This window comes from Xenorhabdus sp. KK7.4, assembly GCF_963876465.1.
GTDB lineage: Bacteria > Pseudomonadota > Gammaproteobacteria > Enterobacterales > Enterobacteriaceae > Xenorhabdus > Xenorhabdus stockiae.
The window spans coordinates 410,814-427,875 of record NZ_CAWNQF010000001.1; the positions used below are offsets into that span (position 1 = coordinate 410,814).

General features: G+C 45.2%; 15 protein-coding genes and 3 tRNA genes. 6 read left to right on the forward strand and 12 right to left on the reverse strand.

Going from position 1 to position 17,062, the window contains the following annotated elements; translation table 11 throughout:
* The first annotated feature begins 14 nt into the window (after positions 1-14).
* The gene (gene xni / locus AACS90_RS01835) at positions 15-770 is read left to right on the forward strand and encodes a flap endonuclease Xni (RefSeq protein ID WP_099120121.1); all 756 of its coding nucleotides are present in this window, start codon (positions 15-17) and stop codon (positions 768-770) included.
* Between the two features lie 38 nt (positions 771-808).
* Here the strand turns inward: xni and AACS90_RS01840 are convergent, their stop codons facing one another.
* The 8 genes from AACS90_RS01840 to AACS90_RS01875 form a co-directional block, all read right to left on the reverse strand.
* A complete protein-coding gene (locus AACS90_RS01840; protein ID WP_099120122.1) occupies positions 809-2,212 on the reverse strand; it encodes a TolC family outer membrane protein in 1,404 nt (467 codons plus the stop codon).
* A 5-nt stretch (positions 2,213-2,217) separates the two neighbouring features.
* On the reverse strand, positions 2,218-3,555 hold the full coding sequence (locus AACS90_RS01845) for an HlyD family type I secretion periplasmic adaptor subunit (protein ID WP_099120123.1): 1,338 nt from the start codon (positions 3,553-3,555) through the stop codon (positions 2,218-2,220).
* Position 3,556: 1 nt separating this feature from the next.
* Complete coding sequence (locus AACS90_RS01850; protein ID WP_193757102.1) at positions 3,557-5,386, reverse strand: type I secretion system permease/ATPase; 1,830 nt, start codon at positions 5,384-5,386, stop codon at positions 3,557-3,559.
* Positions 5,387-5,511: 125 nt separating this feature from the next.
* Positions 5,512-5,829, reverse strand: coding sequence for an AprI/Inh family metalloprotease inhibitor (locus AACS90_RS01855; RefSeq protein ID WP_099120125.1), 318 nt, complete (start codon positions 5,827-5,829; stop codon positions 5,512-5,514).
* A gap of 156 nt (positions 5,830-5,985) precedes the next feature.
* Positions 5,986-7,425 carry a serralysin family metalloprotease gene (locus tag AACS90_RS01860; RefSeq protein WP_099120126.1) on the reverse strand — a complete coding sequence of 480 codons (1,440 nt, stop codon included), beginning with the start codon at positions 7,423-7,425 and terminating at the stop codon, positions 5,986-5,988.
* Positions 7,426-7,866: 441 nt separating this feature from the next.
* Positions 7,867-8,964, reverse strand: a complete 1,098-nt coding sequence (gene rlmM, locus AACS90_RS01865; protein ID WP_099120127.1) for a 23S rRNA (cytidine(2498)-2'-O)-methyltransferase RlmM — start codon at positions 8,962-8,964, stop codon at positions 7,867-7,869.
* Positions 8,957-9,352, reverse strand: a complete 396-nt coding sequence (locus AACS90_RS01870; RefSeq protein ID WP_099120203.1) for a DUF423 domain-containing protein — start codon at positions 9,350-9,352, stop codon at positions 8,957-8,959. Before AACS90_RS01870 ends, rlmM begins: the two co-directional genes overlap by 8 nt.
* Before the next feature lie 29 nt (positions 9,353-9,381).
* Positions 9,382-10,302 carry a transcriptional regulator GcvA gene (locus AACS90_RS01875; protein ID WP_099108934.1) on the reverse strand — a complete coding sequence of 307 codons (921 nt, stop codon included), beginning with the start codon at positions 10,300-10,302 and terminating at the stop codon, positions 9,382-9,384.
* A gap of 428 nt (positions 10,303-10,730) precedes the next feature.
* Here AACS90_RS01875 and csdA point away from each other — a divergent pair, with 428 nt between their 5' ends.
* Together csdA and csdE are read left to right on the forward strand one after the other, a co-directional pair.
* Complete coding sequence (gene csdA / locus AACS90_RS01880; RefSeq protein WP_099120128.1) at positions 10,731-11,966, forward strand: cysteine desulfurase CsdA; 1,236 nt, start codon at positions 10,731-10,733, stop codon at positions 11,964-11,966.
* Between the two features lie 7 nt (positions 11,967-11,973).
* Complete coding sequence (gene csdE, locus AACS90_RS01885) at positions 11,974-12,453, forward strand: cysteine desulfurase sulfur acceptor subunit CsdE (RefSeq protein WP_099120129.1); 480 nt, start codon at positions 11,974-11,976, stop codon at positions 12,451-12,453.
* A gap of 8 nt (positions 12,454-12,461) precedes the next feature.
* On the opposite strand, the gene tcdA is transcribed toward csdE, so the two are convergent.
* Both tcdA and mltA read right to left on the reverse strand, forming a co-directional pair.
* Positions 12,462-13,274, reverse strand: a complete 813-nt coding sequence (gene tcdA, locus AACS90_RS01890) for a tRNA cyclic N6-threonylcarbamoyladenosine(37) synthase TcdA (protein ID WP_099120204.1) — start codon at positions 13,272-13,274, stop codon at positions 12,462-12,464.
* A gap of 116 nt (positions 13,275-13,390) precedes the next feature.
* Entirely contained in the window at positions 13,391-14,506 is a 1,116-nt protein-coding gene (gene mltA / locus AACS90_RS01895) for a murein transglycosylase A (protein ID WP_099120205.1), read from the reverse strand.
* A gap of 225 nt (positions 14,507-14,731) precedes the next feature.
* Here mltA and AACS90_RS01900 point away from each other — a divergent pair.
* The 3 genes from AACS90_RS01900 (at position 14,732) to AACS90_RS01910 (ending at position 15,067) form a co-directional block, all read left to right on the forward strand.
* Positions 14,732-14,808, forward strand: a tRNA-Met gene (locus AACS90_RS01900).
* Between the two features lie 52 nt (positions 14,809-14,860).
* A tRNA-Met gene (locus tag AACS90_RS01905) sits at positions 14,861-14,937 on the forward strand.
* Positions 14,938-14,990: 53 nt separating this feature from the next.
* A tRNA-Met gene (locus AACS90_RS01910) sits at positions 14,991-15,067 on the forward strand.
* 49 nt (positions 15,068-15,116) lie between these two features.
* On the opposite strand, the gene AACS90_RS01915 is transcribed toward AACS90_RS01910, so the two are convergent.
* Together AACS90_RS01915 and amiC are read right to left on the reverse strand one after the other, a co-directional pair.
* Positions 15,117-15,467, reverse strand: a complete 351-nt coding sequence (locus AACS90_RS01915; protein WP_099120130.1) for a DUF2834 domain-containing protein — start codon at positions 15,465-15,467, stop codon at positions 15,117-15,119.
* 117 nt (positions 15,468-15,584) lie between these two features.
* Complete coding sequence (gene amiC, locus AACS90_RS01920) at positions 15,585-16,829, reverse strand: N-acetylmuramoyl-L-alanine amidase AmiC (RefSeq protein WP_099120131.1); 1,245 nt, start codon at positions 16,827-16,829, stop codon at positions 15,585-15,587.
* Positions 16,830-17,062: the final 233 nt, after the last annotated feature.

Below are 17,062 nucleotides of genomic sequence, written 5' to 3' on the forward strand. Positions count from 1 at the left end.
TGGAATAAGAAACTATGATACACCTTTTGATTGTAGACGCCCTGAATTTGATTCGACGTATCCATGCTGTGCAGGGAACGCCCTGCGTTACCGCCTGTGAGCATGCGTTGAAGCAATTAATCTCTCACTCTTCTCCAACTCATGCCGTAGCGGTATTTGACGAAGATGATCGTTACCATAGCTGGCGCCATCAGTTACTTCCCAATTACAAAGCCGGGCGTTCGGCTATGCCGGAGGATTTACAACAGGAAATGCCGCTGATTAAACAGGCATTCAATGCGCTGGGTGTAGCCAGCTGGCATGCTGAAGGACATGAAGCAGATGATTTAGCCGCAACACTGGCAACCAAAGTTGCCGCTACAGGGAATCGGGTTACCATTGTTTCGACGGATAAAGGCTACTGCCAGCTACTTTCTCCGAATATCCAAATCCGGGATTATTTCCAGAAACGCTGGCTGGATCTGCCTTTTGTACAGCAGGAGTTTGGCGTTTCTCCTGCCCAGTTACCCGATTACTGGGGGCTGGCGGGGATCAGCAGCAGCAAAATTCCGGGAGTTCAGGGTATTGGTCCCAAAACAGCCGTTACTTTGCTGCAACAGGCGGGTTCGTTAGATAATCTCTTCCGGGATCTGGAAGCTCAGCCGGAGAAATGGCGTAATAAATTGGCGTCTGACAAAGAAATGGCCTACATCTGCCGTGAAGTTGCTTCGTTAAAAACCGATTTATCCCTGCATGGTAACTTGCAACAACTCCGGCTGAACCGTCTCTGAATCAAACTCGGGCAATGTGTTCAAGCAAAATTCAGGGTTCAGCCAAAATAATGAGAAAGCAGCTGAATATGTTCCCTATTTAGCTGCCCTGATTCATTCAATAAGCCAATCCAGGATTTCATATAGTCATATTTTGCCTGAGAAAGCTCACGACGGGCGGTATAGAGTTGCTGCTCTGCATTCAGTACATCCACATTTACCCGCTGTCCCAACAGGACGCTTTTTTCCGTTGCATGTACCTGCAATTCAGCGGCTTTTACCGCCTCTTCATAAGCACGTATCCGCTTCTGCCCATTAACACACCCGTTATAATGGCGACGCAGTGCATTGAGGATTTCCCCTGCCTGCGCATCCATTTCATATTTGGTCTTATCATAATTAGCCGCCGACTGACGCTCAGATGCCAATGTTCCATTGCCGTTATAGAGATTCATGGAAACACGCACGCCAATAGAATCTGTACGATATTTCTGATTGATGGTGTTGTCAGTACCGGATTTATTTTCACTATGAGAAGCATATAACTCCAGTTTCGGCAAATATCCTGCCTGACTACGTTTAATCTCCTGATATGCCACATCAATTTTCCGGCGAGCAACCGCTAATTGAGGATTTTGACGCAATGCGGCCTGTTCCCAATCGGCATAGCGTTCAAACATCAGATTTATTGTATTGAAATGCTCAACATTCGATAAACGCGTCACAGGGATATCTGCCGGTAATGGCGTTCCTACTAACAACTGTAAGTCACGAATTGCCGCATCCAGCTCATCCCGTACAGTCAACTCATCCGCCTGAACCTGACTGTAACGGGCCTGAGTTTCTGCTATATCCGTGCGGGTTCCTTCACCGGAAGTGAATAATTTCTGATTCATTTCCAACTGTTTTTCATAGGCCATACGCCGCTGTACAATCTGCGCCAGCCTGTCCTGTTCATACGCGACAGCAACATAGCTATTCACGACTCTGACAGCCAGTTGCTGACTGTCAGCCCGAAAACGGGCATCGCTCATCAGCGCATAAGCCTTACGGATCTGATAACGTGACCAGACTTCGATATCGAACAATGGCTGAGTCAGGAGCAGTACGCCGCTATAACTGTCATACTGCCGATCAAAACGCTCTTGAACCTGATGACCCCTTGTATTCATAGAACTGGATTCCATCTGCTGCCAGTTCTTTGGGGCATTCTGATAGCTAATGGATAACTTAGGTAATAACTCTGCCCGCCCGAGCGCTTTTTCTTCCTGCCCTGCTTCCTGCTCTTTTATCGCAGCCTGAAACGTTGGATCATGATGTAACGCCAGAGCATAAGCTTCCGTCAGGGAAAGTGCCCTGAGCGGAGCTGAATGCAATATTGCGGGAACAGTGATTAAAAATAACGACAGGAGCACAGAGCGTTTTCTTGTATTTTTCCCTGTAGTTTGATGATGCCTGAACATTTCCACTACTCCTCGATCAGCGATGTTGATGCTCTGTCCACCAGCGGTTTGAATAAATAACTCAGCAGTGAGCGTGACCCTGTTTTGACAAAAACCTCAACCGGCATTCCGGGTTTGATGTGTAAATCCGTCAGCTTCGCCATGCCTTCTGGTGTCACCCGAATTCGGATCTGGTAATAGGATTCTCGGGTCACATCATCCACTAAACGGTCGGCGGAAATAACCAGTAATTTCCCGGTCACTTTAGGTGTGCGGTTCTGGTTTAACGCTGTGAACATCAGGTCAACGTTCTGACCAATCTCAACTTTATCAATCAGGTGTACCATCAGACGCGCTTCAACTTCCAGTGCACTCTGTTCAGGCAGGATCTCCATCAGTTTTTCCCCTGATGCAACAACGCCTCCCTGAGTAAAAACCTTCAGTCCGACTACCGTTCCCTCAACAGGAGCCGCAATCGAGGTATGGGATAAATCAAACTGTGCGGTTTCCAGTTTATTGTGCAGTTCATTGGCCTGAACCTGTACATCAGCAAGCTGGCTACGAACTTCGCGCTGATAATCCGCCTGTCGCTGAATAATCCGTTGTTGCGTTTCCTGTTGTTGCTTTTCAAGCAACCCGATCCGTCCTGCCATCTCAGCCATACTGCCGCTTAACTCAATCTGGTTGCGCTGTAGTTCCAGATAACGGTTGCGGGGAAAATAGCCCTCTTCTGTCAGTGGGCGCAGGTTTGTGATTTGTTCTTTAAGTGAAGCCTTCTGCTGCTGTTTATTTACCATTGCCTCCCGCAATCCTTTGATCTGAACAATCACGCCCTCTTCTGACTGCTTCATTCCCGCCAGATCACTTTTCAGCATCTCCCGCCGGGAAAGAAAAAGCTGTTTCTGTAACGCCAGAATATTGTCAATCCGCGGCTCTGAGGACTGGGCCTGTAAAAAGGCCGGAAAAACCAGCTCATCTGCGCCCTGCTGTTCAGCCAGTAAACGCGCTTCCGTTGCCAGCATGGTATGCCACTGCTGTTTCAGAGAATCAATCTGGGCATTAACCTGAACCTGACTGAGCTGAACCAATATCTGTCCTGCCCTGACATGCTCTCCTTCTGCCACTAAGATCTGCCTGATGATGCCATTAGTCGGGGATTGAACAGTCTTACGGTTACCATCCACCACAACCATGCCGGAAGAAGCGACACCCTTATCGAGCGGAGCAAATGCTGCCCATATTAAAAACCCCAGAATGCCAATACCAATAACCAGCCAGCCCAATCGCAGATAACGGCTTGCATCCAGTGGCAGTAATGCGGGTTCATCATGTTGAGTCTGTTTTATGTTGGTCTGTTCGGACATTTTAGCTCCCAGACAAATTCATATTATCGGCACGTTTCGCCTGTACAGGTGTTGTCTGTACTGATGCGGATTGTACTGGTGCGGACTGTACTGATACGGATTGTGCCAATGTCGCCATAACCTGCTGAGATGGACCAAATAGTTTCGTTTTTCCCTGTACTAACAACAAAACTTTATTTGTTTGGGAGAGCAACGCCGGACGATGGGTAATTACCACTACCGTTTTTCCCTGTTGACGTAATTGGTTAATCGCCTGGCTCAGTGCTTTTTCCCCGATATCATCCAGATTGGAATTAGGTTCATCCAACACAACCAACGATGGATTACCATAAAGCGCCCGAGCCAACCCGATACGCTGTTTCTGCCCGCCGGATAATCCCATACCTCCTGCACCAATCAGCGTGTCATAACCCTGTTCAAGATTGAGCACCAAGTCATGTACACCAGCCTTCTCTGCCGCTTCGATGACTTTTTCCGCATCAATATCATTAAAACGGGCAATATTCTCCGCAATCGTTCCGGCAAATAATTCAATATCCTGTGGTAAATAGCCGATGTGAGAACCCAGCTCATCCTTGTTCCACTGGTAAATATCTGCACCATCAAGCCGCACCACCCCTTCCTGAGCTTGCCAGACCCCAACCAGCAAACGTGCCAGAGTGGATTTTCCTGATGCGCTGGGCCCAATAACACCGAGAATATCTCCGGCTTCAAGGGAAAAATTGATGTCCTGCAAAACAGGCTTATTCTTTTCAGTAGATTTAGCGGCTTTAATTTTTCCGGGCGGAGAAGCAAACACTTTTTCTAACAACAGCGTTCCGTTAGGAGCAGGTAACGTCATCCCGCTTTTCCGCTCAGGCTGTGCTTTCAGCAAATTATCCAGCCTCTGCCATGACAGACGGGCAGCATTCCAGCTTTTCCATGCCTGTATTAACTGCTCAATCGGCGATAGCGCCCGTCCCATCAGGATTGAGCCGGCAATCATCATACCGGGCGTGATATTGCCTTCAATTGCCAGCCAGCCCCCTAAACCAAGGATCAAGGACTGTAATGCCATGCGCACTGTTTTTGTGATGGCTGTAATCGATGCAGATCTTTCACTGGCGATACGCTGAAAGTTAAGGAAACGCTCATGCAGACCAAACCAGCGCCGGCGTAGCGCCGGTAACATACCTAATGCTTCAATAACTTCTGCGTTGCGTAAATTGGTACTGGCAAGATTGGCCGAACGCAGGGAAAGGTGACTAGCCTGTGCCAGAGGAGAATGAGATAACCACTGATTCAGAACAGCCAGCGCAATCAGGATAAGCGCCCCAACCAGTGCCAGTAATCCTAAATAGGGACTGAACAGGAAAATAACGCCCAGATAAACCGGAAACCACGGCGCATCAAAAAAAGCAAACAGTGCGCTTCCCGTCAGGAACTGGCGAATGGTCGATAAGTCATTCAGCATTTGTCCCGCATCTGTCGAGCCATTTTTCAGATTAGATTCATACGATGCGGTATACACGCGCTGATTCAGGCACATATCAAACTGACTGCCGATACGGATAACAACCTGACTCCGAATATATTCCAGTCCACCGATGATGGCGTACATACTCAGCGTAATCAGCGTTAACATCAGCAAAGTCATTGTGTTACTGGACGGCAGGACTCGATCATATATCTGAAGCATATAAATGGAGGGAACCAGCATCAGTAAGTTAATAAATGCTGTAAATAAACCGATTGTCCAGAATACTTTGCTGCGTGCACGGATAATATCCGTCATTTCACCTTTTGAATGGCGTAATTTCACAGAAATCCCTTCATTATCAGAAGACTTCATTATCAAAAGAAAGTCGCTTATTTATGTTCTTATCTTTATCTTGTTTTCACTATCCCCAGCAGGTTTCAGTTTCCTGAAAAACACTTTACTAAAAAGCACTGGGGATATTGTTTTCTTAATTTTGTCTATTCTTTACTTTTTAATGTCATAACCAGCTCCCGGCCATCGACAAGATAAGCGACCCATTCTTCAGAACCCTGACTAAAAAAAGCCAGACCATAACCCGTTGCATCCGTCAGAGTGATACCATCAGGTGTTGCTCGCCAGCCTGTGACCGGGTTGCCTATCATTTTTGTCAGACAGTCGTCGCTTTTCAGCGCCCAGATGGAACCTTCCGGCAAACGCACATCTGTCAGTTCGATACTGCATACCTGATGTTTATCCGTAACCTGCCAGATGCCTGTCAGTTCAGTTGGTTCAGGGAGATTCAAACTACTTGCCATACATCCTCCAATGAAAAATAAAGATACCGTTATCGATAGAGTGAAAAACTTCAATAAATTAAACAGCCTATTGATATTGAAGGAAACCAGATGTTGTTGTATCACAGCTCACCCTATAAATGGCTGCTGCCTCAAAAGAGACAGCAGCCTATCCGATTAAACGATGAAATCCATTTCAGGCGATGGCTGACCAATAATTTTCACCAGAAAATCATTTCCAGCTAATTCTCCTCCGAGACTGATAGACATATCTGTTACATCTGTTAACTCGTTATAATTCAGTAAAACTTCACCTGCTTTACCTGAGAATGAGTTAACAAACTTGAGATCGCCTTTGCTTCCGAAGTTAAATTGCGACAGGTCGATTTTGTCTTCACCTGAGACAAAATCGTGGATCCAGTCCGGATTACTTTTCAGTGATTCCTTGCCATCCAGATAGACAAAAGTATCCTTGCCTGAACCGCCCCAAAGATGATCGCCGCCCAGACCGCCATAAATGACATCATTGCCTGCACCACCTTTAAGGATATTATCTGCGCTGTTGCCGACGATGATGTCGTCACCACTGCCACCAATCGCATTCTCAATAACCACGCCACGTGCAATCGAAACATTACCTTTCAGGCCACCCACATCAGAGAACGCGCCTTCATTCAGATTAATACGCTGATTCTGGGTAAAACCGGAGAAATCAAATGTATCTTCCCCGCCCGCATCCCAGACGCTGAATAGCAGTTCACTGTCAGCATCTGTTGCTGTCATAAAATCGCGGTCGGTGTTGGAGTTGAAGCCATATACGGTATCACCTTTACGGGTTTCCATATTGGCACCGTACAGAGCCTGAATAGCAGTAATATCATTCAATAATGGCGCTGATGAGTAATTCCCCTGAAAATCCTGACCTGTGAATTTCTCACTGAAATAACTCATTACGGTATAAGCGCGGCTATCTTCGAAATATTGGCCGACATTGGGATAAGTTGGCCTTACGGCGTCAGAGGCATCATAATCAGCAGGATGTTCCAGACCTAAAGTATGCCCGATTTCATGAACAAACGTCTGTCGTCCGTAGCCATTTACACCGATATCATTCGTTTTGAAAGTATGGTTTTGCGCGTTGTACCAAGAATACGTTGTATTTTGTCCTCTGGGTAAAGTGGCAAAAGCATAATCGCCACTCGCACTATAATCAAAGAAACCAAAAGTGATATTAGCGTCGGAAAGTTTGCTGACTTCCGTAAATTTTATATTGGCGACATCAGACCAGGATTGTAATGAAAGTCTGGCTGCTTCTTTTTGTTCCGAATTAAAAGCCTGGAAGTCTGAAATATCAAACCTAGGCATAATAGAAGGTGCTGTTTTTAAAAAATGATAGGTTAATTCTAATGTGCCGGAAGAGCCGACTTTATTATTCCCCCAGTGGAAGTTGGTCCGCAAAAGCTCATCTGGGGCCTTATCCCCTAAAGGCTTATGAATAACGCGGATATTTAGATCAGAGTTTGGAACGTAGGCTGATAATAGTGATGTAATATCCTGTACAGAGTGAGAGTTAGAGTCGGATAACCCCGTATAGGTATATTTTTTCTTTGAGGTCATATAAATCTCCTGTAAAAAAAGACTCATAGTTTATGCCCCGCAATTTCAATAATAGCGGGTATATAAGTTTATTATTCTTCCTAAGCAAGTTATTAGAAGTAAAACTCTTGGATAAAATAACGTCAGTTTCTGGCTGTGTAAAAATGATTGATACATCATTTTAAGTTATACATTAAACATATTTAATTTCCATGTCTAATTATTAATTTGAAAATAAACGATTGCGTTAACAAAAAAGAATCTTTCTTTATTTATTAAAAAATACATCTTTGTATATATGAAATTAATTCAAATAAAGAGTTAACTTAGGTGAAAATTTCTTGTGATTTTAAATTTAGAACACAGAAAAACAAAAAATGCCCCGGTTATGTAAAAAATCAAATAACCGGGGCATTTTCAGATTGTTTAAGAGATAACTACCGGAAAATAGGAGGGGTTCAATCAAAAATCACGGTGCATTGCATAAGCAGACCAAATACGGCGAACGTGTACTGTGATTTCTTCACGATCATGATATAAGTGTTTTGCCTGAATCTGGGCATTAACACCACTTTCTTTCAACTGACTCTCAATTTTTTCCAGAATATGAGCCACTTCTTCATAACGTTTTTTCATCGGCAATTTGAGGTTGAAAATTGCTTCACGGCACCAGCTTTTAGCCAGCCAGTCAGTCATAAGCTGGGCAACTTTCGCCGGTTTCTCCACCATATCGCAGACTAACCAATAAATATTTTTTACCGATGGTTCAAACTTGAAGCCATCCACACGATGGTGTTTAACCTGACCGGTATCCATCAGGCTTTCAGCCATTGGCCCGTTATCTACTGCATGAACGATCATGCTGCGTTTAACTAACTGGTAAGTCCAGCCTCCCGGACAGGCTCCCAGATCCACGGCATACAAACCACTATCAAGACGCTCTTCCCACTCGTCATAAGGGATAAACATATGGAAAGCTTCTTCCAGTTTCAGCGTCGAGCGGCTTGGTGCATCTGACGGGAATTTCAGACGCGGGATACCCATGTAAAAACGCGAGTTATTATTACTGTAAGAATACCCCACATAACAGCATCCGGGGGCAATGAAAAAGACATGAATGACCGGACGACCGGGATTTTCTTTTGCCAGCAGGAGCTTTTCCTGTCGCATCGCATTACGCAAAGGAACCGTAAATTTACGGCAGAATTTCATCAATTCCTTACTCTCATTGGTATCCGGTACTTCTACGCGCAATTCGCCTGCACGTTCAATAACACCGCTCAGCATGCCAATGATAGGCGTGATACGATCTTCCTGAGGCAAATCTTTCAGCAACTCTCCCACAACCAGCATCTGGCGGGCAAAAATGAACTCACGGAATGGAATTTCACGGATCAGGCGATCGGCATCATCATGCTGATAACACTCGAACAGCACATAACCGCTGTTTTCTTTCACTCGGGCAAAACCGTAGATTTCTTTCTGCCCGGCTTTATGCGTAATTTCTGCCGCACACTCTTTTTCAAACCCGGGGCGGCAATATAAAGCAACTTTATTCATGGCTAAGCGCCGATTTCCTTAGACGCAGAGCGCCAATTAATACACATAACCAACCGATGAGAAAACTGAACCCACCAATTGGTGTCAGATAAACCAAAAATTTTAGCGGTAAAAAGGCCAGACAATAAAGACTGCCACTAAACAGGATGATCCCGGCTACAAAAAATATTCCTGCCCGGCTAAATAACGTCACAGGTTGCCTTATCAGTACAGCCGCCAGCGCCATCAGCGCCAATGTATGTAACCCCTGATATTGCAGACCGGTATGAATCCACTCCAGTTGCTTCGGTGTCAGCACCGATGCCAGAAGATGAGCACCCATTGCTCCAAAGGCCACGTAGAAGAAGCCACTTATTCCGGAAAAAACAAGCATTGCACGGCTATTCATTGCGCTGCTCCCGCTCTCATTCGTTAATGTCATTCGCTCGTAATAAAGCCTAATCTTTCCTGTTCGCTCGCAGCTTGTGTAAGTACCCATTTACGAAAAGCTGCAATCTTGCCCAATTCTGCCTGATTATCCTGACAAACCAAATAAAATGCATTCTTGCTGACCAGAACATCATTAAACGGGCACACCAGACGCCCTGCATCAATTTCATTTTGCGCCATCACATTATTGGCAAGCGCTACGCCCTGCCCGTGTACCGCAGCCTGAATCACCATAGCACTATGGCTGAATATCGGCCCCTGCTGGACATTAATCAACTGCTGCATATCAAGCTGGCGAACGTAGGCCTGCCAGTCCCGTCGGGACGAATCATGCAACAAAGTATGATTGACAAGATCTGCCGGTGTTTTCAGCGGGCGCTCACCCATTAATAACGAAGGCGAACAAACAGGCAGTAAATATTCAGGATAGAGCTTGTCTGTCCGCAACCCCGGCCAGTTTCCCCGCCCATAGAAAATAGCGACATCAACATCATCTGCCAGTTTATCTTCTTCCCGATCCACGGCCTGAATCCGCACATCAATCCCCGGAAAGCTCTGATTAAAACCAGAAAGCCGTGGCACCAGCCACTGAATAGCAAAACTGGGAGAAAGACTGACTGTGAGTGCACCTTTGGCACTACGGGCCTGAAGTTTCCGGGTCGCTTCATTAATGGCGGTGAATATTTCTTTAATATCCAGATAATAACTTTGCCCCTCTTCCGTCAGCAACAAAGAGCGGTTGCGACGACGAAAAAGTTTCAGCCCCAGAAAATCCTCCAGACTTTTCATCTGATGACTGACAGCAGCCTGAGTAACAAATAATTCTTCTGCCGCTTTAGTAAAACTTAAATGACGTGCAGCAGCATCAAAAACTCGTAACGCATTGAGTGGTGGTAAACGTTTGGACATGTTGGTTTCTTATATAGTGGTTACGATACCGGTAACTCTTTTCTCTCAGGTATTAGTTTTTGTAATCCGAAGCATTATAATTTGTCCATTGATGATATACCAGCAAATCCCTATAGTGTGCGCACTTCCTAAGCCGGAACGAAAAGTAGCTCTGTCGCGGGCAAATTTGGAGTGATACAAATTTGCAGCAATACATAGGTACTTTTGGCTTTGTGGTTGTGATGTTGTGTTTGCAAGTTGTCTGGGAAACCAGACTTTGTAGCGTATGCTACAGTTTATTTTTCACTTCCTGTACATTTACCCTGTCTGTCCATAGTGATTTTTTTATGCACCGCAATTGCGGTGCTTTTTTTCGCTGCTTTGCTGTAAAATCCCTCCAACCTGATTAAAGAAAATTAATTCTTTTACGACTCTAATTAACATCATTTATGAAATCCTTTGATTCAGAAAAATTTCGCTGCCAGTTTCCTGCCCTACAGCCATCCTCTGAGTTTCCAGAACCGGCAGTGTTTCTGGACAGTGCAGCAACTTCCCTCAAACCCGCGTGTATGATTGAGGCAACTCAGTGCTACTACCAGAATCACAGTGCGACAGTTCATCGCAGCCAGCACGCAACGGCGCAGGCAATGACCGAGCGCTACGAACAGGCGCGTTCTTTAGTAGCTGAATTGATCAGCGCCCCACAACCGGAAGATATTATCTGGACAAAAGGCGCCAGCGAAGCCATTAATCTGGTTGCACAAGGGTATTTTCGTTCCCGTTTATCAGCGGGTGATGAAATTATCGTCAGTGAGCAGGAACATCATTCCAACCTGCTGCCGTGGCTGATGCTGGCAGAACAGACCGGCGCTAAAGTTGTAAAATGGCCGATTGGTACAAATAAACAAAAACGATACCAACCAGAAATTGATACGCTGGCAACACTGCTCAATGAAAAAAGCCGACTGGTTGCGATTAGCCAGATGTCAAATGTCACCGGGGCGGCGGTCGATTTGGAACAGGTCACCTCCCTCGCTCATCAGTATAACTGTCTGGTACTGGTTGATGGCGCTCAGGGGATTGTTCATTCTCCCGTTGATGTACAGCGGTCAGATATCGATTTTTATGCTTTTTCCGCTCATAAACTCTATGGCCCGAATGGATTGGGTGTACTGTATGGCAAAGGAACATTACTGAATGCAATGTCCCCGTGGCAGGGTGGCGGAAAAATGCTGACTCAGGTTTCTTTCGACGGTTTCACTCCGGAAGCCGTTCCTTATCGTTTTGAAGCTGGCACACCGAACGTGGCTGGTGTTATTGGTTTCGCGGCTACTCTCGAGTGGTTAAAAACTGTCGATATTCCACTTGCCGAATCCTATGCCGTTGCCCTGACTGATTATACAGAGCAACAACTTAGTGCGATTCCGGGCTTTACCAGCTATCGCTCAACGGGCTCCAGTCTGCTGGCCTTCAATATTGCCGATATACATCATAGCGATTTGGCCATGCTTATTGCTGAACAAAATATCTCCCTGCGCTCAGGGCAACACTGTGCTCAGCCTCTGCTTGATTCATTAGGGATAGACGGATGCCTGCGGGCTTCATTTATGCCTTATAACAATAAGCCAGATGCAGATAAATTAGTCAGTGCGGTAAAATTCGCCCTATCGCTGCTTGAGGATTAAATAACCAATGACATCACTTTCAAACCGAATACCGCCAACATCAATCGTTGCTCCACATCCATTCGGAACCGAAATTACAGAGCAGCAGCTGATGGAAACATTTAAGCAATGTCGATTGTGGGAAGATCGCTATCGGCAGCTTATCGGGCTTGCCAAAAAATTACCGGCTCTGCCCGATGAGCTGAAACAACAACAGATTGAAATCAAAGGCTGTGAAAACAGGGTTTGGTTAGGACACCAGCTACTTGCTGAGAACCACCTGCATTTTTACGGTGATAGTGAAGGCCGTATTGTAAAAGGCTTACTGGCTTTTATCCTGACCATAGTGGAAGGAAAAACACCGGAACAGGTCTTGCAGACACCATTAATCGAACTATTTCAGCAAGCAGGCCTTGAACAACAACTAAGTGGCTCACGAGTTAATGGTGTCAAATCCCTGATTAACGCTATACAGGAAATCGCCCGTACTTATCAAAATCGTTCATAACAGACTGGCTAAAGACGATTCTCCCGCTCTGCCTTGGCAACCATTTTCTTCAATGCGTGAGAGACTGAAACAAACCCAAAAGTTGCCGTAACCATGGTTGCGGCACCAAAACCAGAAGCGCAATCCATCCGTTTTGAGCCATCAGCCGTACTTTTAGCCGCACACACCGTGCCGTCAGATTGTGGGTACACCAACTGTTCTGTTGAGAAAACACAGTCGATACCCAGTTTTCCTTTACCGTTTTTCACAACACGATAATCAGATTTCAGACGTTCTTTTAATTTGGCAGCCAAAGGGTCTTGCACTGTTTTAGCTAGATCCACTACCTGTATCTGAGTGGGATCGAGTTGCCCGCCAGCGCCTCCGGTTGTCACCACAGGGATCTTATAACGGCGGCAATAAGCGAGCAAAGCAGCTTTCGGGCGAACACTGTCAATAGCATCAATAACATAATCAAAATCCGCCGATATCAATTCCGCCACATTATCCGGTGTAACGAAGTCATCAATACAGGTGACGCGACATTCAGGATTGATTGCCCGTATCCGCTCCGCAATCACGTCCGTTTTTGCTAACCCGACATTCTGTACCAGTGTGTGCAACTGGCGGTTAGTATTCGTGATACAGACATCATCCATATCAATCAGTGTGATCGCTCCGATGCCCGTACGAGCCAACGCTTCCGCCGCCCATGATCCCACACCACCAATACCGACAACGCAGACATGTGAACGTGCAAATAATGAAAGCGCTTTCTGGCCATATAATCGTGCGGTACCAGCAAAACGTTGAAGATAAGCATCAGAGAGAGAAACTTGCATCATTAATAAATCCTGAATAAAACCTATGCCAGCTGATACCGTTATTTCCTGACAGGTAATCGGTCATGAATAGATAAAAGATGATAGGTGATCGATAGTTTGAACTGAGCAGGATCTTACTGGTTTGCTGCCAAAAAGCCAGTTGATGCTTTCTTTAATATCCAGACACGCCCGTAGTGATTATAGAAACCGGCCATTTCTCCGGCTCTATCACCAACACCATGATAAATATCGAAATGGTGGCCTTTTATCGCTCCACCGACATCCAGTGATACCAACAGACGCATCCGATATTGCCCGGTGAACTGTCCCAAATTATCCAGTACAGGCACTTCTGCCAGTAACACTGTTCCCGGCGGAACCAATATTTTATCTGATGCCACTGAGGCTTTGGCAATTAAAGGCACGGCGCTGGCTCCCCGAACCGGGGTATATGGTTCCGGTTTAAAAAACACAAAAGACGGGTTTTGCTCCAGAATTTGTCTCACATCAAATTCATTATTCTGTTCAGCCCACTGACGAATCGCTTTCATTGACATTTTTTCACGGGGAATATCCCCCTTATCGATCAATGCCTTGCCTATACTGCGATAAGCCTGACCATTTTTCCCGCCATAGCCGAAAAACGTTAGCGGGCTGTTATCACCAAAATCCACATAACCACTTCCTTGCACTTCCATGAAAAAATTATCAATCAGGGAATTGCTGTAGCCGATGATCCATTTTTTATCGAGGGCACCATTATAGATAGCTGAGCGATCCGGTAAGCGGGAAACCGATTTATCCGGCATCCGGTACAGAGGATATTTAAATTCCCCTTGCCTGCTGTGGCGAGCCTGTAAAATAGGCGTATAGTAACCCGTAAATTTGACATTACCGTAGTTGTCTTCGCCTTCCATCTGGTAAGCAAGCAGACCAAACTGATTTAAATTGCGGACATCACCACCATACTGTGTCCAGTTTTCAATCGCATCAAAAGTTGCGCGATGGCTGGCATATAGTTTGGGAGAGGTTTCACTGATTAATCTCACCTGAGTGGCAAAATCACTGATATTGACGGGAGAGCCTTGCGTATTTGGTGTATCAACCAGCCGGAGATCCTGAACAAAATGGCCATCCTTATACTGCTGCCCTTGCCCAGTTTGCTGCCCTTGTTCAGTCGGGCGCTGATGACAGGCAGATAATAAAGATATGGCGATGCCACATAAAAAATATTTACTCCAAAGTTTCATATTATGCTTCATATCCTGCCATCCCTAATCTGATAGCGAACAATATCAAACCTGTATAAATAATAAAATGTAGTTAGAAAAAAATAGATTATGCTACTTAAATCACAAGTGAACAAAAATAAAACAGGGCGCTTCGTTTTTAACCCATAAGCAAACAAAATTGGTAAATATCAACAAAAAAGCTTGCAACGGAAAGGATCCAGAGTATAGTGTGCCCACATCGGACGCGGGGTGGAGCAGCCTGGTAGCTCGTCGGGCTCATAACCCGAAGGTCGTCGGTTCAAATCCGGCCCCCGCAACCAATTCGATATCATATTTATCGAGACAATTTAGCATTTGCAGTAGTTAGACGGACGCGGGGTGGAGCAGCCTGGTAGCTCGTCGGGCTCATAACCCGAAGGTCGTCGGTTCAAATCCGGCCCCCGCAACCAATTCGATATCATGTTTATCGAGACAATTCAGCATTTGCAAGCAGTTAGACGGACGCGGGGTGGAGCAGCCTGGTAGCTCGTCGGGCTCATAACCCGAAGGTCGTCGGTTCAAATCCGGCCCCCGCAACCAATTCTCAGATTCACATCTTTATTTCTTCCTTTTTAGATTTCCAACTAGCTCACTCATTCCTGTAATTTTCCTCTTTTTCAGCAAAATTTACCGCTTTTTCCATATGCCTTGCTCTCATATAGAGAAATAATGGTAATGCGAATGATACACCAATACACAAACCTAACAGGGAATAAATGCCATTTGGCATTTTCAGGCGCCTGCTTTCATAAACAACAAAGAAAACTAACACGATAGCTGAAACAACGACATCAGCCACAAAGAAGCGAGAGGCATCATTTCCCAATAAAAGCTGTATAAACAAAGATACGTTTAAACCGTTTTCGGCTAAAAACAGGAAAACAAAATACCACGGGATTACTGCACCTAAGATAGCCAAAACCAAGTAAAATCGCGTCATGATTTAAACCCTTAATTGCTTTATTTCAGTTAAATAGCTCCATTAACACAATATACTGAGATTAACCGGGATCTAATATGCTAGATAAAAAACTCTAATTTTTTTGGGGGAAATATTTCACCTTCGTGCTAATTCTGCCCCATTTTTAAAGTAGGCTTTAATCCCCGAAAAAATAGACTCCGCTATTTGCTGCTGAAATTTTGCAGTACGTAGCTTTTTTTCTTCTTCCGGATTACTGATAAAAGCCGTTTCAACCAGAATGGACGGTATTTCTGGTGCTTTTAATACGGCAAATCCAGCCTGATCGACACTGTTCTTATGCAGCTTATTCACTTTCCCCATTCGTGTCAGGACTTCATCCCCGAATTTCAGACTGTCATTGATCGTCGCGGTCTGAACCAGATCCAGCATGGTATGATCCAGATACTTGTCACCACTTTTACTGACTCCACCAATCAGATCAGCTTCATTCTGAGTCTGAGCCAGAAAACGAGCCATATTACTAGTGGCTCCTTTGGTCGAGAGCGCAAATACAGAAGATCCCCGAATCGTACGATTAGTAAAAGCATCCGCATGGATGGAGACAAACAGGTCTGCCTGCATCTTACGTGCTTTTGCAACCCTGACAGTCAATGGAATAAAAACGTCTTCATTGCGGGTCATATATACTTTCATCCCCGGCTGACGTTTAATGAGAGCCTGCAAGCGACGGGCAATTTGTAAAACAACATCTTTCTCACGGGTTTTATGCTTGCCGATAGCGCCCGGATCTTCACCGCCGTGGCCCGGATCAAGCATTATCACAACCGGCCTGTCTTTTCCTGCCTTGCCAGCTTTTTTCCTCTTTGCCGGCATATGCTTTTCCAGATTCCCGCTGTTGTACTCTTCCAACAGAGCCAGTAACGGATCGTCATCAACTTTTGCTGCTTTTGGATAGAGATCCAACACCAGACGATGTTTAAATTCCGCAACCGGCGGCAAAGTAAAAATATGCGGCGAAACAGGTTGTTTAATTTCAAATACCAGACGCACCGTTTTAGGATCAAATTGCCCGGCTCGTATCAGTTTCAGATAAGGATCATTTTTCTGAATCTTCGCGCCCATACTGCTAAGCACACTATTAAGCTGAACTCCTTGTAAATCAATAACAATGCGGTTTGGATTCACAAGTGAAAACTGACGGTATTTAAGAGGAATATTAGACTCCAGCGTCACGCGGGTATAACTTGATGCCGGCCAGATACGGACAGCAATCACTTTTGATGCAGCAGCGCGCCCTACGGGGCTGATACTTAATAGCCACAGAGCCGCTGCACCTTTTAGTAAACGACGACGCGAAGAATTATGGTCTGAATGACTCATTATTTATTCCATTTAAAACAATCAAACAGTAACTTTTGTTAAAAAGCAAAAGACAGTCAGGTGGGAAACTCTAATTAATTACAACCAAACTGTCATCAAAAAAAGCATTTCCTGTTCCGTCAATAGCTTAATACTCATAGAAATAATAGTATTCTTTTAATCCGTACTCACTCTTGCCATTTTTCTCTCGATGAATAAAAATATAAAAAACACGAATAAAAATGCAATAAAGG